Raw genomic sequence first — 21,457 nt, 5'->3', positions numbered from 1 at the left:
AGGGCGCCGTGATCGGAATCGAACATTACGTCGTCGTCAGCTCGATTTTGTTCGTGCTGGGCGTGCTGGGCATCTTCCTCAACCGCAAGAACGTGATTGTCATCCTGATGGCGATCGAACTGATCCTGCTGGCGGTGAATTTGAACCTTGTCGCCTTCAGCGCCTTTCTGGGCGATCTGACCGGCCAGATATTCGCCATGTTCGTTCTGACTGTTGCGGCGGGTGAGGCGGCGATTGGTCTTGCAATCCTCGTGATCTATTTCCGTGGCCGCGGAACGATCGCGGTGGACGATATCCACCGGATGAAGGGATAGGCCGCCCGCGATGATCCAGATTCTCGTCTTTGCGCCGCTGCTGGCGGCGATCATCGCCGGTTTCGGCAACCGCTCCATCGGGGCGTTTCCGGCCAAGGTGATCACCACCGGCGCGCTGTTTCTATCCTGTGCGCTCGCATGGTCGATCTTTATCCCGTTCATCACCGGCAGTGCCGAAGCCTATGTCGCGCCGGTGCTGAAATGGGTTCAGTCCGGTTCAATGAGTTTCGACTGGGCGCTGCGCGTCGATACGCTGACGGCGGTGATGCTGGTGGTGATCACCAGCGTCTCGGCCCTCGTGCACCTCTATTCGTGGGGGTACATGGAGGAAGATCCGGACCAGCCGCGCTTCTTCGCCTATCTGTCGCTGTTCACTTTCGCCATGCTGATGCTGGTGACGGCCGATAACCTCGTCCAGATGTTCTTCGGTTGGGAAGGGGTGGGCCTTGCGTCCTATCTGCTGATCGGGTTCTGGTTCAAAAAGCCCAGCGCCAATGCCGCCGCGATCAAGGCTTTCGTGGTGAACCGCGTCGGCGACCTTGGCTTTATGCTGGGTATTTTCGGCACCTTCCTCGTGTTCAACACGACGTCGATCTCCGAAATTCTGGCAGCGGCACCGGGCATGCAGGGATCGACGATTACCTTCCTTGGGATGCGTCTCTATACGATGGACATATTGTGCCTGCTGCTGTTCGTCGGTGCGATGGGCAAGTCGGCACAACTCGGCCTGCACACCTGGCTGCCTGACGCGATGGAAGGCCCGACCCCCGTGTCGGCGCTGATCCATGCGGCGACGATGGTGACGGCGGGCGTGTTCATGGTCTGCCGCTTGTCCCCGATGTTCGAGGTTGCCCCGGTTGCGGCCGGTTTCGTGATCGCCATTGGCGCGCTCACCTGCTTCTTCGCGGCGACCGTCGGCACGACACAGACTGACATCAAGCGGGTGATCGCCTATTCGACCTGTTCGCAGCTGGGCTATATGTTCTTCGCGGCGGGCGTTGGTGCTTACAATGCGGCGATGTTCCACCTGTTCACCCACGCTTTCTTCAAGGCGTTGCTGTTCCTTGGCGCGGGCTCGGTCATCCATGCGATGCACCACGAACAAGATATGCGTTATTACGGCGGCCTGCGTAAGCAGATCCCGATCACCTTCTGGGCGATGATGGCGGGTACGCTTGCGATTACGGGCGTGGGCCTGTGGTTCGCGCATGCCGGTTTCGCGGGCTTCCATTCCAAGGATGCGATCCTTGAATCGGCCTTTGCCAAGGGGACCGAACTGTCGCAGGTGGCCTTCTTCCTTGGCATTTTCGCCGCGCTGCTGACCAGCTTCTACAGCTGGCGCCTCATGTTCCTCACCTTCTGGGGCAAGCCCCGCTGGATCGAGAGCGAGCATATCCAGCACAGCGTTCACAAGACGCCCGAACAGGCAGGTGCGGACACCACCGGCGGCTATCACCCGCATGAGAGCCCGCTCGTCATGTTGATACCGCTGATCGTGCTGTCGGTCGGTGCCGTGTTCGCAGGCTTTGTCTTCACCCACAGCTTCCTCGACAGCGAGGCATTCTGGGGCGGGTCGCTGTTCTATAACGAGCATCTGGTCCATGCGATGCACAATGTGCCGACCTGGGTTAAGGTCGCACCGGGCATCGTGATGCTGATCGGCCTTGCGATCGCGTGGAACAATTACATCCGCGACACCTCGGCACCGGCGCGCTTCGTGGCGCAGTTCGGCTTCCTGTACCAGTTCCTCAAGAACAAATGGTATTTCGACGAGCTGTATAATGCGATCTTCGTGAAGCCGGCTTTCTGGCTGGGGCGCAAGTTCTGGAAGATCGGCGATGTCGGCATCATCGACCGCTTCGGGCCCAACGGCGCGGCGCTGGTCGTGGCAGCCAGCTCGCGCATCGCTAGCCGGACGCAGTCAGGTTATATCTATTCCTACGCTCTGACCATGCTGCTTGGCCTTGTCGCCGCGATCAGCTGGGTCATTGCAACCATGGCGGGGCATTAAGTTCGTGGACGGCTTTCCGATCCTTTCGCTCATGCTTGCGGTGCCGCTGGTCGGCGCCATCGCATGCTTCTTCGTATCCGCGCAGACGGCACGCGTGGTCGCGCTGGCGGCAACGCTGGTCAATCTGGCGCTGGGCATCGTGCTGTGGGGCGCATTCGACATCGGCGGCGCGCAGTGGCAGTTTACAGAACGGGCAGAGCTGTTCGCGGGCTTCAGCTATGCGCTGGGCATTGATGGCATTGCCCTGCTGCTGATCATGCTGACGCTGTTCCTGATGCCGATCTGCATCGGTGCCAGCTGGAACTCGATCGAAAAGCGCGTGGGCGAGTACATGGCCGCGTTCCTGATCATGGAAACGCTGATGATCGGCGTGTTCGCGGCGCAGGATTTGTTCCTGTTCTACATCATGTTCGAAGCAGGCCTGATCCCGATGTATCTGATCATCGGTATCTGGGGCGGCGATAACCGCATCTATGCTGCCTATAAATTCTTCCTCTACACGCTGATCGGTTCGGTGCTGATGCTGATCGCGATGTTCTGGATGGTGCGCGAAGCAGGGACGACCGACATCCCGACGCTGATGTCCTATGACTTCCCGGCGGGTGCGCAGAATTGGCTATGGCTTGCCTTCTTCGCCAGCTTCGCGGTGAAGATGCCGATGTGGCCGGTCCACACCTGGCTGCCCGACGCGCACGTTCAGGCGCCGACGGCAGGCTCGGTCATCCTGGCCGGCGTGCTGCTGAAGATGGGCGGTTATGGTTTCATCCGCTTCTCGATCCCGATGTTCCCCGACGCATCCGTGCATTTCGCATGGCTGGTTTTTGCGATGTCGATGATCGCAGTGGTCGTCACCAGCCTGATCGCGCTGGTCCAGCACGATATGAAGAAGCTGATCGCCTACTCGTCGGTCGCCCACATGGCGATCGTGACCGCGGCGCTGTTTGCCTTCAACGTGCAGGGCTTCGAAGGCGCGATGATGGTGATGCTGGGCCACGGCCTTGTGTCGGGTGCGCTGTTCCTGTGCGTGGGCGTGATTTATGACCGTCTGCATACGCGAGAGATTTCGCGTTACGGCGGGCTGGCGATCAACATGCCCAAATACGCAACTTTCTTCCTGCTGTTCACCATGGCCTCGATCGGCCTGCCGGGGACAAGCAATTTCATCGGCGAGTTCCTCGGCCTTGCAGGCATCTATCAGGCGTCGAGCTGGGTGGCGTTCGTTTGCACCACCGGCATTATTCTGGGCGCGGGCTATATGCTCTATCTCTATCGCCGGGTGGCCTTTGGCGACCAGAAGAACGCCGATGCCGCCGCCATGCCCGACATGGATGCGCGCGAATGGATGATGATGGTCCCGCTCGCGGCAGCGACTTTGTGGATGGGCGTCTATCCCGAAAGTTTCCTTGCACCGATGCGCGGCGATATCGAATGGCTCGACCAACGGCTTGAAAGCGTGGCGCCCGCCGGCGATGCGCATCTCGCCATGCCGAGCGCGGAAGAGCAAGCTGCCGCAGCGGCCGCTGCCGAAGAACACCATGATGCGGGTGAGGGTGCCCACTGATGACCGATTTCTCGCAATCCCTCGCGCTTATCGTCGCAGAGGAAATCCTCACCGTAGCGGGCCTTGTCCTGCTGCTTGCCGCCGCATGGATGGGCGACAAGGCATCGCGCGCCATTTCGATCGCGGCGGTCGCCGTGCTGGTCGCCTGTGCTGCCTTTGCTGTGCCCACATTGTGCGGCGGGCTGATGGGGCCGGATCGTCTGGCATTTCTGGGCCAGTATAATGCCGATGCCTTCTCTGCTTTTGCCAAGCTGCTGATTTATATCTCGGCAGCGGTGACGTTGATGGTCGCGCCGCGCTTCCTCGAACATTATGGCGCGATGCGGGCTGAATTCCCCGTGCTGGTGCTGTTCGCGGTGCTGGGCATGAACATGATGGTGTCGGCGGGCGATTTCCTGACGTTATATATCGGTCTGGAGCTGAACTCGCTGTCGGCCTATGTGCTTGCCGCTTTCCTGCGAACGGACGAACGTTCTGCCGAGGCGGGCCTTAAATATTTCGTGCTCGGCGCACTGGCCAGCGGCATCATCCTGTTCGGCATGAGCCTGACCTATGGCTTTACCGGAAGCACCGATTTCAGCGCCGTGCGCGCCGCCATGGATGGCGAGATCGGGACGGGCGCGATCTTCGGCCTCGTCTTCGTGCTGGCTGGTCTGGCGTTCAAGATCAGCGCCGTGCCGTTCCACATGTGGACGCCCGACGTGTACGAAGGCGCGCCGACGCCGGTCACCACCTTTTTCGCCACCGCGCCCAAGGTTGCCGCCCTTGCGCTGACCATGCGGGTCGCATTGGGCGCATTCGGCGGGCAGACCGGCGCGTGGCAGCAGATCGTGATCTTCGTGGCACTGGCCTCGATCATCGTGGGTGCGTTGGGAGCCATCGGGCAATCCAATATCAAGCGGCTGCTGGCATTTTCCTCGATCAATAATATCGGCTTCCTGCTGATCGGCCTTGCTGCCGCGACGCCGCAGGGCGCGTCGGCCATGCTGGTCTATCTGGCGATCTATGTCGCGATGAGCATTGCGGGCTTTACCGTGGTGCTGATGCTGCGCGACGTCGACGGCAAGCCGGTGGAGGCGATTGCCGATCTGGCGGGCCTGTCCTCGGTCCGTCCGGCGATGGCATGGGCCCTTCTTGCGGTAATGTTCAGCCTTGCGGGCATTCCGCCGCTGTTCGGCTTCTGGGGCAAGTTTGTCGTGTTCCAGGCAGCTGTCGATGCCGATATGATCGTGCTGGCGGCGCTGGGCATCGCGGCCAGCGTGATCGGTGCGTTTTACTATATCAAAGTGCTGAAGGTCGCCTTTTTTGACGAGCCCAGCGGGCGCATCGCCAAGGAAAGCGGTCCGCTGTCGCACCAGATCATCCTGCTTGTCTCGTGCTTGTTCATCTCGCCGCTGGGCTATGTTTTGACCCCATGGCTGGGCGCGCTGGCGGACAAGGCTGCGCAGGCGCTGTTCTTCGTCGGCTGATCGGGTGGAGGCCCCTGCGCCATCCTTCCCTCAAAGGCTCGAGGTCGTCGAACGTATCGCCTCGACCAATGGCGAACTGCTCGACCGCCTCTCGCGCGGCGAGGGCCTTCGGGAGGGCGACTGGCTGATCGCCAACCGGCAGGAATCAGGGCGAGGGCGGCTTGGCCGCCAGTGGCAGGACGCGAGCGGCAATTTCATGGGTTCGACCGGCGTTGCCATCCGCGCCGGCGATCCGTTGCCGCATACGCTGGCCCTTGTGGCGGGGATCGCCGTCCATGATGCGGTCGCTGCTTTTCTGCCCGACCGTGACGGGCTCATGCTCAAATGGCCGAACGATCTGTTGCTGCGCGGTGCGAAGCTGGCTGGGATATTGCTGGAGCGCAAAGGCGATCACGTCATTATCGGAATAGGCGTCAATCTGGTCAGTGCGCCCGATCTGCCCGACCGCGCCACAATATCGGTTGCGGCCAGTGATGCACAAGTGGACCGTGACGCGTTCGCGAACCGGCTCGTCGCGTCGATGGCTGACGAAATCATGCGTTGGCGAGCGAACGGTCTTGCCGATATTCTTGCCCGCTGGACCGCTCGCGGCCCCGTTCTGGGAACGCGCGTCGCGGCCAATCCTGCGGGAGAGGGGCAACTGACCGGAACCTATCGCGGGCTCGATCCTGATGGCGCGCTGTTGATGCGCTTGGCGGGCGGGGCCGATCGTGCCATTCACGCGGGCGAGGTTGAACTGCTCGGCAACGGGGAAGACTGACATGCTGCTCGCCTGTGACGTCGGCAATACCAATATTGTTTTCGCCTTGATGGAGGGGCGCAAGGCCCGCACACGCTGGCGCATCGCGACCGATGCGCGGCGCACGGCGGATGAATATGCCGTCTGGCTGATGCAGCTCTTCGCGCTGGAAGGGCTGGATTTCAAGGCGGTGTCGCAGATGATCGTCTCAACCGTCGTCCCGCGTGCGCGCCATAATCTGACCGTACTGGGTGAGAAATATTTCGGCGGCACACCCCTGTTCGCGGGCGAACCGCCCGTCGGTTACGGCATCCGCGCCGATGTTGACGAACCCGGATCGCTGGGTGCCGACCGTGCGGTGAACATGGTCGCCGCGCACCAGCTATGGCAGGGCGACCAGATCATCATCGATTTCGGAACGGCAACGACATTCGATGTGATGGACTTTGCCGGCACCTATAAGGGCGGGATCATTGCGCCGGGCATCAACCTGTCGCTCGACGCGCTGGTCAATGCTGCGGCCAAGCTGCCGCGAATCGCCATCGAATCGCCGGGTAGCGATCGCAGCGTCATCGGGCGCAACACAGAAAGCCAGATGCAGATCGGCGTGTTCTGGGGTTACGTCGCCATGGTCGAGGGGCTGGTCGCACGTCTGCAGGTCGAAGTCGGTCGACCGGCCAAGGTCATTGCCACGGGCGGGCTGGCGGTGTTGTTCGACGAATGCACCGATATTTTCGACCATATCGATGTGGATTTGACCCTTCGGGGCCTCGCAATTCTGGCAGAGCGCGCCGATATGAAGGCGCAATGACTCCGAAAGAAGAACTGATATTCCTCGCCCTCGGCGGGTCGGGAGAGATTGGCATGAACGTCAATCTCTATGGCTGCGACGGCAAATGGCTGATGGTCGATCTGGGCATGAGCTTTGCCGATCCCGGCTATCCGGGCGTCGATCTGGTGTTCGCCGACCTCGATTTCATCGAGGAGCGGGCCGAGGATCTGGTCGGTATCGTGCTGACCCACGCGCATGAGGATCACATTGGCGCGGTCCCCTATTTCGCGGGCGATCTGGGCGTGCCACTGTACGCGACGCCGTTCACAGCCGCGCTGGTGCACGAAAAGCTGGTCGAGGCTGGGATAGAGGACGAGGTCGAACTGCATGTCATCGACCATCTCGACAATTTCCGGCCCGGCGGTTCGATTTCGCCGTTTCAGGTCCGCTATGTCCCGCTGGCCCATTCGATTGCCGAGGGGAATGCGGTTCTGATCGAAACGCCGTTCGGGCGCGTGTTCCACACGGGCGACTGGAAGCTGGACGAGGATCCGCAGATCGGCGAACCCTCCACGCCTGAGGAACTGACCGAGATCGGCGACGGGGGCGTGCTCGCGCTGGTGTGCGATTCGACCAATGTTTTCAATCCCAAGCCTTCGGGCAGCGAGGGCGAAGTGCGCGCGGGGCTAGAGAGCGAGATTGCCCGCCACCGCGGCAAGCGCGTTCTGGTCACGACATTCGCGTCGAATGTGGCGCGGCTGCAAACCCTGGGGCAAGTGGCAAGGGATTCGGGGCGCAAGTTGTGCGTGGCGGGGCGGTCGCTGGACCGTATCATCCGTGCGGCGCAATCGAACGGATATTTGCGCGATTTCCCGACAACCGTCGATTTCGACACCGCGATGGCTCTGCCGCGCGGCGAGGTGCTGATCATCGCGACTGGCGGTCAGGGCGAGCCCCGCGCCGCATTGGCGCGCATCGCGGCAGAGCAGCATCCGATCGATCTGGATGAGGGCGATGTCGTCCTGTTCTCCAGCCGGCAGATTCCGGGCAACGAGCTGGCCATCGGGCGCATCATGAACCAACTGGCCGCGCGCGGGATCGACATGGTGACCGACCGGCAGGAGTTGATTCACGTATCGGGCCATCCCGGCAGGCCGGAGCTTGAAGCGCTTTATGGCTGGATCAGGCCCGAAATTCTTGTCCCCATACATGGCGAGATGCGGCACATGGCCGAACAGGCGCGTGTCGGTGCGCTGGCGGGCATTCCCAAGCAGATCGTGCAGAAGAACGGCGACATCGTCCGCCTCGCACCAGGAAAGCCGGGCAAGATCGGCGAAAGCAGGGCGGGGCGGCTTGTGCTGGATGGTGACATCATCGTCCCCGCCGACGGCGATTCCATCGTCGAGCGGCGGCGTCTGGCGCATAACGGCCATATTACGGTGGTGCTGCCGCCCGCCGGCAACAAGGGTGACGTGCTGATCAATGCGATCGGCCTGCCTTTGGTCGAGGATATGGACGAGTTTCTCGACGAAGCGAGAAGCGGCGTTCTGACCGCGATTTCGCGCCTGAAAGGCCGCTCGCGCGACCCCGAAGCTGTGCAGGAAGCTGCCCGACTGGCTGTTCGCCGCGCGGCGCGTCGGTGGTCGGGCAAAAACCCGCAAGTCGCGGTGCTTGCGATGGAAGCGGGCTGAGCCTAATCCCCCGTCCATGCAATGGACTTCGGGAATCGCGATCTACTTCCTTTTGTGGATCTTCAGCGCCTTTATCGTCATGCCGTTCGGCGTGCGGACCCATCACGATGCGGGAACGGTGCCCGAAACAGGTCATGCCGATAGTGCGCCGGTCAATTTTCGCCCGTGGCGCATCGTTTGGCGCACCACATTGCTGGCGGCGGTCCTGTTCGTGCTGTTCTATCTGAATTACACACAGGGCTGGATCACGGCGGAGAATCTGGATTTCTTCCCCGCGCCCCCAGACATTTCGGCCGAACAGAGCCTGACGACAGGCCACGCGGCAGGCGAATAAAGAAAAGGGGCGGAACCGTTAAGGTTTCCGCCCCTTTCTACGTTCAACGACGCAGCCGTTCGATCGACTGGGCAAGCGCGACATAGAGCTTGCCCATATCGCTAGACAGCACCGTCACCGCCAGCGAATTGCCCTCGCGGGTGGCCAGCAGATTGCGCAACATGGCTTCAAAGTCATGGATGTAGCGATTGACGTGTTCGCGGAAATCGCCGTTTGATTCAAAATGTTCGACGATCAAGCGGGCATCGGCATTGTCGATCAGGCGCACGGCGCGGCGCGTGAAAATGCCGCGTTCGCCCTTCAGATAGGCTTGCCATGCGCTGTCGCTGACATCGGCAGAGAGCACCTTGTCGATGTCTATGGCCGTCGAGTTCAATGATTCGGTGATCTGCGACACGCGCCGTGCGAAATGATCGTCGATGTCCTCTTCGGCACGGCGACGCGCCTCGGCCACGCGATATTCAAGATGCCCGGTGATTTCGTTTACACGATTCAGATGATCTTCAAGCTCGCCAGCGGCGTCGCGGGCCGCGCTGGTCGCGCGCGACACGGCGGCGTCCAGCGTTTCCAGCGTGTCCTTTGTGCTCGCTTCGACGGCATCGCGCACCACGATGCTGCTTTCGTGGGCCAGCTTTTCGGCAATGGCGCGCACGGCCTCGGATGATGTGCCCTCGATATTGGCGACGGCTTCACGGCTCGCATCGGCAAGGCGGCTGATCGCGCCGCCAAGGGTTGCCTCGGCTGCCTCGGCCATGGCTTCGCTATCGCTGCGCGCAAGGGCCAGCGTATCGCGCAATTCGGCGATCTGGGTCGCGTGCTCGCTGCCACGTTCGTGAAGGCTGGCGTGCAGTTCCTCCAGCTCGGCAATGGCGGAGCGGGTGCTCTGGCGCGCAGTTTCGACCGCCGTGTCCAGCGCCTTGCTGTTCTCACCCGCTTCGCCCAGCGCCGCGCGCAGACCGTCCATGCGCTCGGAAACGCCGGTTAGGCGCGTTTCCGCCTCGGTCAGCGATTCGGGCAGTGCCTCGCGGCTGTGGCGTGCGCTGGCTTCGATCAGCTCGAGCAAACGCACCGAGTTATCGGTCAGCGCCAGCACTGCGGTATCGGTTCCCGCCAATGCTTCACGGCTTTCGGTCAGCTTGGCGGCCAAGGCGGTCAGGCTGGCCCCGACGATCGATTCGGCCTCGCGTCCGCTGTCGGCAACCTGCTCCATCCGCTTGCCGAAATCGGCCAGCCGGCCGGCGATAATTTCGGCATGGCGGGCCAGCGATTCACTGGTGGCCTGATGGCGCCGGCGACGCTCGTCGATCTGGCCGTCGATCTCGGCCAATTGTTCTTCCAGCGTCTGTAGTCCTTCGTGCCCGGCGACCAGACGCGCCTCGCGGCGTTCGTCAAAACTGCGGTCGATGGCATCGAGCTGTTCGGCTGCCGCCTCTGTCATTTCGCGGCCCGCGGCAAGCTGACGCAGGCGCCGTTCCTCGAACGCTTGTTCGATGGCGGCGAATTGTTGGGCAATGGTCTCGCCGAATTCGCGCTCGACGTTCTGATAGGTTTCGCGCCGCTGTTCTATGCGCGAGTCGAAATCGGCCAGCTGGCCGGTGACGGCATCGCCGAACTCGCGCTGCGCGGTCAGATAGCTTTGGCGGCGTTCCTCGATCCGGCCGTCCACTTCGTCGAGTTGAGTGGCCAGCGCCTCTGTCAGGCTCCGACCGGCGGCTTCGCCTTTCTGGCGGCGCTGATCGATTTCGCTGTCCAAAGCCTCCAGACCGGCGCGCAAGCGATCTGCCAGCGTGCGGGTTGCGGCCTCGCTCCGTTCGATCCGGCCCGAAATCTCGCTTTCCAGCGTCTCGCCGTGCTGAAGCAATTCGCCGTGCAAGCGCCCGATTTCAAGCGACAGCAAGGAAATGCGCGAGCCTACGGTTTCCAGCGTTTCCTCGCTCTTGCGATCCAGCCCCGAAAACATGGTTGCAGCCTCGCGTCCGCCTTCCGCCATGCGGTCGCGCCATGCGGCCACGGCTTCGGCGCCCACTTCTGCAAAGCGCTGCATCAGCGCGTCTGCCTCGTCGTTGACGGCGGTCAGGCGGTCGCGCCAGCCGTGGATCGCGCTGTCGCCAGAGCTGTCGAATCCCGCGAACAGGCTCTCCGCCTCTTGCCCGAGGTTGGCGAGCTGATTGCGCAAACGGTCGAGTGCCTCGGTCTCTCCGCGAGCGACGCGGCCCGCGATATCGCCGCTTTCGCGTTCCAGTTGCGCCAGACGGTCGCGCAAGGCGCCCAGTGCCTCGTTCTCCGCTTCGGCCAAACGGGTGCGGGCCTGTTCGAGAATGCGCTCCATCGCGTCGGCGCGATCGCGCACGGCGGCCAGAGCATCGATTTCCTGCTGGTCCAGACGCTCGCGCAGCACGGCGCCTTCGGCATCCAGAGCGGCGAAACGGTCCGTCGCGATCGTGCCCAGCTGATCGGCGCAACGTTCGAATTCGGCCAATGCCTCGTTCACGCGGGCGCGCATCTCGTCGACCTTCAACGTCGAAGCCTCGCCCGCTTCGCCCAGACGCCCGAATCCCTCGGTCAGTCGCGCGATCTGTCCATGCGCGCCTTCGCCTGCCTGTCCGATCGAATTGACCAGATCGCGCGCGGCATTGGTCAGCACCGGCAGCTGTCCGCGTAATTTCTCCATATTGTCGAGCGCGGCGCCCGATACGCCGTGCAGACGATCGACCTGCTGGCCATTATCGACGATAAGGCCCTGCAAACGCTCTGCATTTTCCGAAAGCCGGTCGCTGGCGATGCGGCCCAGCGATTCAAGATCGCGTCCCTGCGAGGTCAGGAATTCGCGCGCGATCGACAATTCGGCATTCACCTTGCCCAACCGTTCTTCCAGTGCGCGCGATTCGTTGCGCAGCGACGCGGCGGCATCGGCAAAACGCCCTGCCTCGGCGCGGCTGTGCCGCAATGCCAGCATCCACAGTGCCACGATCAGAGCGGCCGGCATCGACCATTGCGCGATCAGCGTGGTCCACGCCGGAATATCGCCAGGCACGGTGCCGCCCAGCCATTGGGCATAGGCAAAAACGCCGGTCCATGCGGCCAGCGCCAACACGGCGATGACGGGAACGATCCATCCGGCGCGGCGCGGTGCCTCTGCCTCGAACGCGGGTTCGGCGTAGGCCATGTCTTCGGTCAACTCGTAATGCGATGCGGCATCGGCTTGATCATGGCCGGAATGGTCGAAATTGGCATCACGACCATATTCGCCGGATTCGGCATTGCCTGCCGTATCCTGCTGATCTTCCTGCCCAAAGCGGATGATATTACGCCGTCTGTCCATTATGTTCGCCCGTCCCGACCTCAAGCCGTATTATCTAGCACGAAAGGCGGCGTTAAACAGGCCCCGCAGCGCAATTTTATCGGGGAAGCCTGCGGGACATAGCGGTGGATAAATCGTTGACAGAGCGGGATGGGGCGACCCGTCGGCTGGAGAAGTCATGGCCGCCTTTGCACAGATCGCGCGCGCCATCTTGCGTGACGGGCCCATTCCACCGCAATAGAGGTGCAGCCTGCCTTGCGGGCGACGGGCCAAGACGGGTGTGATCCTTGCGCATAGCAGTCATTCCAATGCTGGATTGGGTAGAGGGCGGTAATCGCCCCTCGGCCTCGCTGCGCATTGCGGGGGAGCCGATTGCTCGCCACCAACTGGAAATCTCTGCCGCCGCCGGTGCCAAGCGCCTGCTGGTGCTGGGCGATCCGGGAGACGATCGGGTGGAAATGATGCTGGGCGCGGCGCGTGTGGCCGGGTTGCAAGCCAAGATCATCCGCGACGCCCCGGCCTTATGCGCCGAGGTGACCGCTGCCGACGAAATGCTGATATTCGGCGATTCGCTGATGGCAGATGCGACCATGGCGCTGGATCTTTGCAGCGGGCGGGGCGTGGCGACCCTGCCGGTGGAGCAGGGGCTGGCCGCCGGTTTCGAACGGATCGATGCCGAATATGCATGGGCCGGGTTGATGATCGTGCCCGGCTCTCTGGCCGAACGCTTGCGCGAATTGCCGCGCGATTGCGATATTGCATCCTCGCTGCTGCGCATCGCGCTGATGACGCGCCTGCAGGCGCGACCGGTGGACCCTGTGGCGATTGCCGAGGGGCGCTGGAACCTGATCCGCAGCGAAACGGATGCGCAGGCCGCCGAAAAGCGCAGGCTGGACAGTACGATAGCCGACGCGAGCGGGCAAACGGTGGGCACGAAGATCGCCGGCCGCGTCGCCCAGCAATTCGGCGGCAGGTTTCTGGAACAGGACCACGGCGATCTGCTGGTCGCGGCCTTTGGCATTTTGCTGGCGGGCGCGGCGCTGGCGGCGACGGGGTTTCAACTGGGCTGGCTGGCGTTCCTGTTCATGGGGCTAAGCTGGATGGTGCTGCGTGGACACCGCGTTTTACAGGCGGTTCGGCAACAGGCGCGTATGCGGCCGCGCGGACGCGACATGGGACCGGTGCTGTTTCTGGCTTTCGATGCCTTGCTGGTCGCGGTAATCGCGGTGAACGGCGGGCCGGGGCTGGCACGGCCGCCCGCGTGGTTTGCCGCCTTTATGGCGGTGGCGCTGCTGCGTCTGGGTGCGGCGGAAATACCCTTTGCGCCGATTCGCGCGTGGCTGGACGACCGGTTTCTGCTGTGCCTTGCACTGGCGCTATCGGCCATTTGGGCAGGGCCGGTAACGCTTTCGATGCTGCTCGCAGGGGTGATTGCACTGGGGTGGATTGTGCTTACGTTCCAAACGGGCACGGCTCGCACGAAACTAACGCGCCCTTAACCACACGGTGATAAGCCAAGGCCATGGGCGAACTGGAAAAGACCGGCGGAATCGCTTCCGCCATGCGCTCCGAACTGAAGCGCGGTGATCGGGTGCTGGGTGCGCGCGGGGTTGTCCTGCGCCATATCATCGGGTGCGAGGATCGCGCCATGTTCTCGGACGCGATCGTCGCGCGCGTGCGCGGACTGGCCAATGATATTGCCGCGCAGCTGGCCGTGAAACTGGCCGAAGCCGCGGGAGAGAAAGACCCGGACCAATGGGTCGAGCATCTTTCGGAACCGCTGGCGGGCGCTCTGATCGACGAACCTTTGTTGCTGGAACATCTGCATTCGGTGGCGATGGAATGGCAGCTGACCGAAAGCCTTGAACGAAGGGCGGGTATGGACCCGGCTCTGTCGCCGCTGTTGCAGGCGCTGATCAGCGCGGACGATCCCAATGCAAGCTCTTTGGCGATGGATCTGCTGACTGGGCAGGCGGCTTTCGTGCGCCATATGCAACGCATGACCCTGCCGATGACTGAATTGCCTGCCGATGTGCTGTTCGCCGTCCTCAACACATTGCGCGGCGTGGTGGCGGGCGATCTCTCGTTCGAACAACATGCGCGTACGGCAGAGCACAAGATCCGCACTGCCTATGACGAATCGACCACGCGCATTGCGGTCGCCAACCGGCTGGTGCGCGCGCTGGGGGCAGGGGCCTTTGCGGCGCTGTCGGTCAGCCATGCGGGCGTCGCGGTGTTCCTGTCGGCGCTGGCCGCAACCACGGGCGAGACGCGTGACGATATCGCTTCATCCACGGGTGAGAGCCAGCTGGCGCGGCTTGCGCTGTCGCTGCGCGCGGCGGGGCTGGGGGACAAGGAGATCGAGCGCGAGTTCTTTGCGATCCATCCCGACATCACGCTGCCCGATAATTTCGCGGCGCTTCGCGGCAATGACGCACAGGCGTTGCTGACGGGCGGGGTGCCTGATTCCGGTCCGGCTTCCGGCGAAGTGCCGGAAGGCTGAAGGCAGTGGCGGGCGGCACCATGGCGGCAACCGGCGCGACAGTTCCGCTGACAGCACGCAGCGACCGGCAGGACCGTCTGGTCGAGGCCGATGGCCGTATTGCAGCGCTGCAAAGGGCGTGTGGCGGTGACCTGCCGGGTGCCATCGCAGCGCCCGAATTGCTGCAACTGGTGCGTAAGGCGCGCGTTTACGGGATGAAACTGGCGCAGGCGCTGGCGGTGACGCATCCCGGCGGCTCGCTGGCGGGTTGGGCAGAGATCGAGCCGGACGAAGATGGCTGCGCGATCCGTCTGTCGGACTGGACCGTCGTCGATAATACGCCGTCCTCAGGCGCGATTGCGGACGGAGACGATGAGGCCGCCGAAACTCGCCATGCGATCGAGCAATTGCTGGCCGAGGCCGTGCTGTGGGTCGACGCGCAGCAGAATATCGTCGCGCTGGAGACGGAATGCGCCGAATTGTCGCCATTGGTGGTCCGCGCGCGGCAGCAGCGGGGGCAGAACTGGTCCACCCTGTTCCAGACGGGCGGTGAGCATCAGGCGCAATGGGGCATTCGCAGCGGGATCGTCGCAGGGATCGAGGGGTCGCAGCGGCGCTGGCACCTGATGCTGGCAGGCGGCACGACGGGCAATGCGGGGCAGCAGATCCTGATCCGCAGGCACGAGGAGCTGATCAGCTCGCAACCCGCAAATGACGAGGATTTGCTGCCCGACAATCTGCTGGCCGATCAGCTTGCCCCCGCGCTCGACGTGCCGGTGCGGCGGATCATCCGGCTGGGTGAGATCATGCGCGACCGTCTGGCGGGGCCGCTGGCGCGCGAATATGTGAATTATGCTGGCGATATCGTGAATGCGGGCGCACATCTGGCGGGGCTGGCGCAATCGCTGGCCGATGGTGAGGACGAGCCTGAGCCCGAGATGGTGCCGCTGGTACTGGGCGAGATTGCCGAGAGCGCGTGCCGCCTGCAAACGACGCGCGCGGCGCGCAGGCAGGCGCGGTTCACCATTGCCTATCACCCTGCCCATGCGCTGGGCGACCGGCGCTGGTGCATGCAGGTTCTGTTGAATCTGCTGGGCAATGCGGTCGATTACGGCCCGCGCGGCGGGGAAATCTTTGTCGATTGTACGCTCGAGGGAAAATGGGCCAGCGTCAGCGTCAGCGACGAAGGCAAGCCTCTGTCCGCGCAGGAGCGCGAGCTGATCTTCGGCAAATATGAAAGGCTGGGCCGTGAGGGGGGCGGGGGCACAGGCCTTGGCCTGCATATTTCGCGCCGTCTGGCCGAGGCAATGGGCGGAAGCCTGACCGTTACGCCTGCATCGGAGGGCGGAAACTGCTTTACGCTTCGCCTGAAGGCCGCCGACACAGCCGAGGGCTGATAGCGTCCTTCAGCGAAATGTCAGCGGTCGCTGCGTCGACGCTGCATCAGCCACGCCAGGATCAGCCCCGCTGCCATCGCAAGCACACCGATATAGGCCCATTGCCGCTTGCCGATCATAAAGCTGCTGGGGGGCCATGACACCAGTTCCAGACCCTGCAGCGTCCACAAGGTCCCCAAAAGAAAAATGACGATGCCGAGGATGGTAAAAGCCAGTCTCCGCATCGTCATTTCCTTTATCGCCGAATCAGCGCCAAAAATTTAGCGTTGATTGATAGGCACATAATCGCGCTCAGTCGGGCCGGTGTAAAGCTGGCGCGGACGGCCGATGCGCTGGCCGGGATCGGAGATCATTTCGTTCCATTGCGCGACCCAGCCGACGGTGCGGGCAAGGGCGAACAGTGCCGTGAACATCTCGGTCGGGAAGCCGATGGCCGAAAGGATCACGCCCGAATAGAAGTCGACGTTCGGGAACAGCTTCTTCTCGATGAAATATTCATCGTTCAGCGCCATTTCTTCCAGTTGCAGGGCAACCTCGAACACAGGGTCGTTGACCTTCAGCGCGTCGAACACTTCGCGCACCGTCTTTTGCATCACGGTCGCCCGCGGGTCATAGTTCTTATAGACGCGGTGGCCAAAGCCCATCAGGCGGAACGGGTCGTCCTTGTTCTTGGCGCGCGCGATATATTCGGGGATCTTGTCGGGGGTGCCGATTTCGTGAAGCATGTTCAGCGCGGCTTCGTTCGCGCCGCCATGCGCCGGACCCCACAGACAGGCGATGCCCGCCGCGATACAGGCAAACGGGTTTGCGCCCGACGAACCGGCCAGACGTACGGTCGAGGTCGAGGCGTTCTGTTCATGGTCGGCATGCAGGATAAAGATGCGGTCCATCGCCTTTTCGACGGCAGGGATCACCTCATATTCCTCGGCAGGGACGCCAAAGGTCATGCGCAGGAAATTGCCGGTATAGCTCAGCGAGTTGTCGGGCTGCAGGAAAGGCTGACCGATCGAGTATTTATACGCCATCGCTGCAATGGTCGGCATTTTGGCGATCAGGCGGTGGGAGCTGATCTTGCGGTGTTCGGGGTCCGAAATATCGGTGCTGTCGTGATAGAAAGCCGAGAGTGCGCCGACCACGCCGCACATGATCGCCATCGGGTGCGCGTCGCGGCGGAAACCCTGATAGAACTGGCGCAACTGATCGTGCAGCATGGTGTGGCGGGTGATGGTGAATTCGAACTTGTCCAGCTCTTCCTGCGACGGCAATTCGCCGTTCAGCATCAGATAGGATACTTCCATGAAGCTGGAATTTTCGGCCAGCTGGCCGATGGGATAGCCGCGGTGCAGCAGCACGCCCTCTTCTCCATCGATAAAGGTCAGACCTGAATCGCAGCTGGCGGTGGAAGTGAAGCCAGGGTCATAAGTGAACATGCCCGACTTGCCGTAAAGCTTGCCGATATCGACGACATCCGGACCAAGCGTCCCGCTCTTTACCGGAAATTCGTAGTCGCCGCCCCCTGCGGTCAGTTTCGCCGTATCGCCCACTTACTCACTCCTCTTCTTCTAACGTCTCAATTTCCTGTGCCGGCGCACCCGTCAAGCCCTGATCCCTAGGGAACTGCTGCGCCAGCGTGTTCGCGGATCCGCGCAAGGCTTTCCTCGCGGCCCAAAAGCACCAGCACGTCGAAAATGCCGGGCGATGTCGATTGCCCGGTCAAGGCCGCGCGCAGCGGTTGTGCGACTTTGCCAAGGCCCAGCTCGCGCTCTTCGGCCATGGCTTTCAATTCGGTTTCCAGCGGCTCGATCGACCAGTCGGACGCCTGTTCCAGCCGGTTGGCTACATCGGCCAGCAATTCGCCGGCACCCTCAGCCTGAAGCAGCGAGGCGGCCTTGTCGTCCAGCGGCAAGGGGCGCTGGCGGAACAGGAACAACGCTCCTTCGGCCAGCTCGTCCAGATTCTTGGCGCGCGCCTTTAGCGATGGCATGGCCTGCACCAGCAGATCGCGATGGCTGGCAGCGTCGAAACCGGCTTCCAGCGCGGCAATGCGCGGCGCGGCCAGATCGGCAAGCCGCGCATCGTCCGCCTCGCGCATATATTGCCCGTTCATATTGGCGAGCTTCTTGAAATCGAAGCGCGACGGGCTTTTGCCGACGGCGGGCAGGTCGAACAATGCGACCGCCTCGTCCCGGCTGAAGATTTCCTGATCGCCATGGCCCCAGCCCAGACGAAGCAGATAGTTCACAACCGCTTCGGGCAGCAGACCCAGCTCGTCGCGATAGGCATCGACACCCATCGCGCCGTGACGCTTGGACAGTTTCGCGCCGTCCGCACCGTGGATCAGCGGGATATGGGCATAGACCGGATCGTCCCACCCGCCTTCGATAGCGTTCATCGCGCGATAGATCGGCAATTGGCGGAAGGCATTGTTCAGATGGTCGTCGCCGCGGATCACATGGGTCACCCCCATGTCGTGATCGTCGACCACCACGGCCAGCATATAGGTCGGCGAACCGTCCGAACGCAGCAGGATGTAATCGTCGATCTCTTCGTTGCGGACCTTTACCTTGCCCTGCACGGCATCCTCGATCTCGGTCACGCCGTCGGTCGGCGTTTTCAGGCGGACGACAAAGGGCGCGCCTTCGGGAGCGTCGGCAGGATCGCGGTCGCGCCAGCGGCCATCATAGCGCAGCGGCCTTTTCGCGGCGCGCTGCTCGGCGCGCATCTGCTCAAGCTCTTCGGCCGTGGCATAGCAGCGATAGGCATGGCCCGCTTCCAGCAACATGTTCGCCACCTCTGCATGGCGGGCCGCACGTTCGGACTGGAACACGGGCGCTTCGTCGTAATCAAAGCCCAGCCAGTCCAGCCCGTCGAGGATGGCGTCGATGGCTTCCTTCGTGGACCGCGCCTTGTCCGTATCCTCGATCCTCAGCAGCGTCTTTCCGCCGAAGTGGCGGGCATAGAGCCAGTTGAACAGCGCGGTGCGCGCGCCGCCGATATGCAGGAAACCGGTGGGCGAGGGTGCGAAACGCGTGACGACAGTTCCTTGCGTCGGGCTTTTCCCCGTTCCGCTGCCGGTTCCGTCTGCCTGGCCGCTTGCCATCTGCGCGTGCTTCCTCTTTCAATACATGTCATGGGCGAGCCGCTCGAACCGGAGACGATTTGGTATGAATGACTTGCGCGGTGCCATGGGGAAGGCCCGTGCCAATACCATCGTTGCCAATACCATCGTCCCGATAGCGGGCGAGGACGAAGGCGATTCCCGCCTTCCTTCGCGGTTGCGGAAATGGGGGAGCGAAGCGCATTTGTCCAGTGCCGTGGCACGATTAGAGGCGTTGCTTGCCGATCGCGGCTTTGAACGCATGCCATGGCTGGCGGTCGCGATGCTGGCGGGGATCGGTATCTGGTTCGCCCTGCCGGGCCCCGGCGAATGGCTGATCGCACTGGGGCTGTGCGGATTGCCGGCCGGTCTGGCCCTGATTGCAATGCGCGGGGACGATCGCGCCCTGCTGCGCAATGCCGCCGTTGCGGTGCCATTGATGATCGCGGCGGGGATTGTGCTGATTTGGGCGCGATCCGCCCTGATCGGGACAGAGCCGGTGGCAGGCCCGCGTGTCGCCGTGGTCGAAGCGCTGGTTCTGGAGCGCGAGGAGCAACCGGCGCGCGATCGGGTACGGCTGATCGTCGCCACGCGCGATCCGCTGGATGCAAGGCCGATCCGCGCACGGCTGAACGTGCCGGAAGAGATGGATGATCCGCGGCTGACGGCGGGGGCGCAATTCCGCGCAAAGCTGCGATTGATCCCGCCACAGCGCGCTGCCGTGCCGGGCGGGTATGATTTCGCACGGGCAGCATGGTTCGACGGGCTGGCGGCTTCGGGCTCTCTGCTCGAGCAACCGGCGATCACGCGCGAGGGCGGCGGAATCGCGGGTTGGCGCAGCAGGCTGGCGGAGCATGTGCGCGAACAGGTCGGACGGTTCAGTGGCACGGCGTCGGCGGCGATCGCGGCCACGCTGATTACCGGCGACAGGGGCGCAATTCCCGACAGCGACGGACAAGCGATGCGCGATGCAGGTCTGGCGCATATGCTCTCGATCAGCGGACTGCATGTGGGCGCCATCGTGGCGATTGCGTGGCTTGTGGTAGTCCGTGTGGGGGCCTTGTTTCCATGGCTGGCACTGCGGGTCCGGCTGCCTCTGGCGGCGGCGGGGACGGGCGCGCTGGCGGGTATCGCCTATACGCTGCTGACGGGCGCGGCCTTGCCCACGGTGCGCGCCTGCCTTGCGGCACTTCTGGTGGTGGGCGCGCTGGCGCTGGGGCGGCAGGCATTGTCGTTGCGCCTGATTGCACTGGCGGCAATGGGCGTGATGCTGTTCTGGCCCGAGGCTGTCATCGGCCCGTCGTTTCAGCTCAGCTTTGCCGCGGTGATCGCGATCGTGGCGTTCCATAACAGCCGGTTCGTCGCATGGCTGCGCGGGAAACGGGGAGAGGGTCGGGGAGAGGGTCGGCTGGAGCGACTGCTCCACGCCGGATTGCTGCTGTTCCTGACCGGTCTTGTGGTGGAGGCGGCGCTGACGCCTTTGGTGCTGTTCCATTTCCAGCGGTCAGGGGTTTACGGGTCGCTGGCCAATGTCATCGCAATTCCGCTGATGACGGGATTGACGCTGCCGGTGCTGATCGGCGGGCTGGTCTTCGATGCCGTCGGCTGGGGCGCGCCGTTCTGGTGGGCGGGGGCCAAATCGCTCGATCTGATTATCGCGCTGGCGCATGGCACGTCGTCATTGCCAGGGGCGGTTTTGCAACTGCCGCAGATCGCCTTGTGGGCCGTGCTCGCCTGTGTTGCGGGCGGATTGTGGCTGGCGCTTTGGTCGGGGCGGCTCCGCCTGTGGGGGTTGGCACCGCTGGCGATCGGGTTGCCTGCGCTGTTTTTGGCGCGGCCAGCCGATTTGCTGATCGAGCAAAGTGGTCGCAACGCTGCGCTACTGGCGCCTGACGGACGGCTTTACCTGTTGCGCAACAGTACAAGTTTTTCTGCCGAGGCCATGGTGGAGGCAATGGGAAAAGGTGCGCAATATGGCGTCGAGCCGTTCGCCGAGTTTCCCGAATGGCCGGGGGCACGATGCAATGGCGTTTTCTGTCAGTTCGAAGCGGAGGGGCGCGTGTTACTTGTCGCCCAGCGACCGGCAGAGGTGCCCTATGGCGCGATGGTGGCGGCATGCGCGCGCGCCGATATCGTGATCGCCAGCAGGCGGCTTCCCGCCGATTGCCAGCCGGCCATGCTGAAGGCGGACAGCAGCCTGCTGGCGCGGCGCGGTGGGCTGGCCGTGGACTTATCGAATGGCACCACCCGCGCGGTCAGACCCCAAGGCGACCGCCACGGCTGGTGACC

At 63.1% G+C, this 21,457-nt stretch carries 16 protein-coding genes; 12 read left to right on the top strand and 4 right to left on the bottom strand.

The annotated features are described in order from the left end of the window. The first annotated feature begins 8 nt into the window (after nucleotides 1-8). The 8 genes from nuoK to LOZ77_RS06130 are packed head-to-tail and all read left to right on the top strand — an operon-like array spanning nucleotide 9 to nucleotide 8,891. The gene (gene nuoK / locus LOZ77_RS06165) at nucleotides 9-314 is read left to right on the top strand and encodes an NADH-quinone oxidoreductase subunit NuoK (protein ID WP_230281303.1); all 306 of its coding nucleotides are present in this window, start codon (nucleotides 9-11) and stop codon (nucleotides 312-314) included. Nucleotides 315-324: 10 nt separating this feature from the next. After that, nucleotides 325-2,325 carry an NADH-quinone oxidoreductase subunit L gene (gene nuoL, locus LOZ77_RS06160; RefSeq protein ID WP_230281302.1) on the top strand — a complete coding sequence of 667 codons (2,001 nt, stop codon included), beginning with the start codon at nucleotides 325-327 and terminating at the stop codon, nucleotides 2,323-2,325. A gap of 4 nt (nucleotides 2,326-2,329) precedes the next feature. Continuing rightward, a complete protein-coding gene (locus tag LOZ77_RS06155) occupies nucleotides 2,330-3,886 on the top strand; it encodes an NADH-quinone oxidoreductase subunit M (protein ID WP_230281301.1) in 1,557 nt (518 codons plus the stop codon). Further along, entirely contained in the window at nucleotides 3,886-5,355 is a 1,470-nt protein-coding gene (nuoN, locus tag LOZ77_RS06150) for an NADH-quinone oxidoreductase subunit NuoN (RefSeq protein ID WP_230281300.1), read from the top strand. The genes LOZ77_RS06155 and nuoN overlap by 1 nt, the downstream gene beginning before the upstream one ends. Nucleotides 5,356-5,359: 4 nt before the next feature. Next, nucleotides 5,360-6,115: a biotin--[acetyl-CoA-carboxylase] ligase gene (locus LOZ77_RS06145; protein WP_230281299.1), complete on the top strand. Its 756-nt coding sequence runs from the start codon at nucleotides 5,360-5,362 to the stop codon at nucleotides 6,113-6,115. Nucleotide 6,116: 1 nt separating this feature from the next. Continuing rightward, complete coding sequence (locus LOZ77_RS06140; protein WP_230281298.1) at nucleotides 6,117-6,905, top strand: type III pantothenate kinase; 789 nt, start codon at nucleotides 6,117-6,119, stop codon at nucleotides 6,903-6,905. Continuing rightward, complete coding sequence (locus tag LOZ77_RS06135) at nucleotides 6,902-8,557, top strand: ribonuclease J (protein ID WP_230281297.1); 1,656 nt, start codon at nucleotides 6,902-6,904, stop codon at nucleotides 8,555-8,557. The genes LOZ77_RS06140 and LOZ77_RS06135 overlap by 4 nt, the downstream gene beginning before the upstream one ends. Nucleotides 8,558-8,573: 16 nt before the next feature. Beyond that, nucleotides 8,574-8,891: a DUF1467 family protein gene (locus LOZ77_RS06130; protein WP_230281296.1), complete on the top strand. Its 318-nt coding sequence runs from the start codon at nucleotides 8,574-8,576 to the stop codon at nucleotides 8,889-8,891. A 43-nt stretch (nucleotides 8,892-8,934) separates the two neighbouring features. Here the strand turns inward: LOZ77_RS06130 and LOZ77_RS06125 are convergent, their stop codons facing one another. After that, nucleotides 8,935-12,213, bottom strand: a complete 3,279-nt coding sequence (locus LOZ77_RS06125; protein WP_230281295.1) for a hypothetical protein — start codon at nucleotides 12,211-12,213, stop codon at nucleotides 8,935-8,937. Nucleotides 12,214-12,500: 287 nt separating this feature from the next. Between LOZ77_RS06125 and LOZ77_RS06120 the strand changes: the two genes are divergently transcribed. From LOZ77_RS06120 to LOZ77_RS06110, 3 genes are read left to right on the top strand one after another with little or no spacing between them, the layout of a single operon-like run. Continuing rightward, on the top strand, nucleotides 12,501-13,691 hold the full coding sequence (locus LOZ77_RS06120) for a hypothetical protein (protein ID WP_230281294.1): 1,191 nt from the start codon (nucleotides 12,501-12,503) through the stop codon (nucleotides 13,689-13,691). Nucleotides 13,692-13,714: 23 nt separating this feature from the next. Continuing rightward, entirely contained in the window at nucleotides 13,715-14,695 is a 981-nt protein-coding gene (locus tag LOZ77_RS06115) for a hypothetical protein (protein WP_230281293.1), read from the top strand. 5 nt (nucleotides 14,696-14,700) lie between these two features. Then, nucleotides 14,701-16,071, top strand: coding sequence for a sensor histidine kinase KdpD (locus LOZ77_RS06110; RefSeq protein ID WP_230281292.1), 1,371 nt, complete (start codon nucleotides 14,701-14,703; stop codon nucleotides 16,069-16,071). Nucleotides 16,072-16,091: 20 nt separating this feature from the next. Here the strand turns inward: LOZ77_RS06110 and LOZ77_RS06105 are convergent, their stop codons facing one another. The 3 genes from LOZ77_RS06105 to gltX all read right to left on the bottom strand — a co-directional run bounded on the left by LOZ77_RS06105 (nucleotide 16,092) and on the right by gltX (nucleotide 19,171). Further along, entirely contained in the window at nucleotides 16,092-16,295 is a 204-nt protein-coding gene (locus tag LOZ77_RS06105) for a hypothetical protein (RefSeq protein WP_230281291.1), read from the bottom strand. A gap of 36 nt (nucleotides 16,296-16,331) precedes the next feature. Then, on the bottom strand, nucleotides 16,332-17,615 hold the full coding sequence (locus LOZ77_RS06100) for a citrate synthase (RefSeq protein WP_230281290.1): 1,284 nt from the start codon (nucleotides 17,613-17,615) through the stop codon (nucleotides 16,332-16,334). Between the two features lie 65 nt (nucleotides 17,616-17,680). Next, the gene (gltX, locus tag LOZ77_RS06095) at nucleotides 17,681-19,171 is read right to left on the bottom strand and encodes a glutamate--tRNA ligase (protein ID WP_230281289.1); all 1,491 of its coding nucleotides are present in this window, start codon (nucleotides 19,169-19,171) and stop codon (nucleotides 17,681-17,683) included. An 85-nt stretch (nucleotides 19,172-19,256) separates the two neighbouring features. On the opposite strand from gltX, the gene LOZ77_RS06090 reads away from it, so the two are divergent. Next, nucleotides 19,257-21,455, top strand: a complete 2,199-nt coding sequence (locus LOZ77_RS06090; RefSeq protein WP_230281288.1) for a ComEC/Rec2 family competence protein — start codon at nucleotides 19,257-19,259, stop codon at nucleotides 21,453-21,455. Nucleotides 21,456-21,457 lie beyond the last annotated feature (2 nt).

The sequence above is a fragment of the Croceicoccus sp. Ery15 genome (genome assembly GCF_020985305.1).
In the GTDB taxonomy this organism is placed as follows: domain Bacteria; phylum Pseudomonadota; class Alphaproteobacteria; order Sphingomonadales; family Sphingomonadaceae; genus Croceicoccus.
Note: the sequence above shows the minus strand (reverse complement) of the source record. Positions and strands in the feature narration are given on the sequence as shown.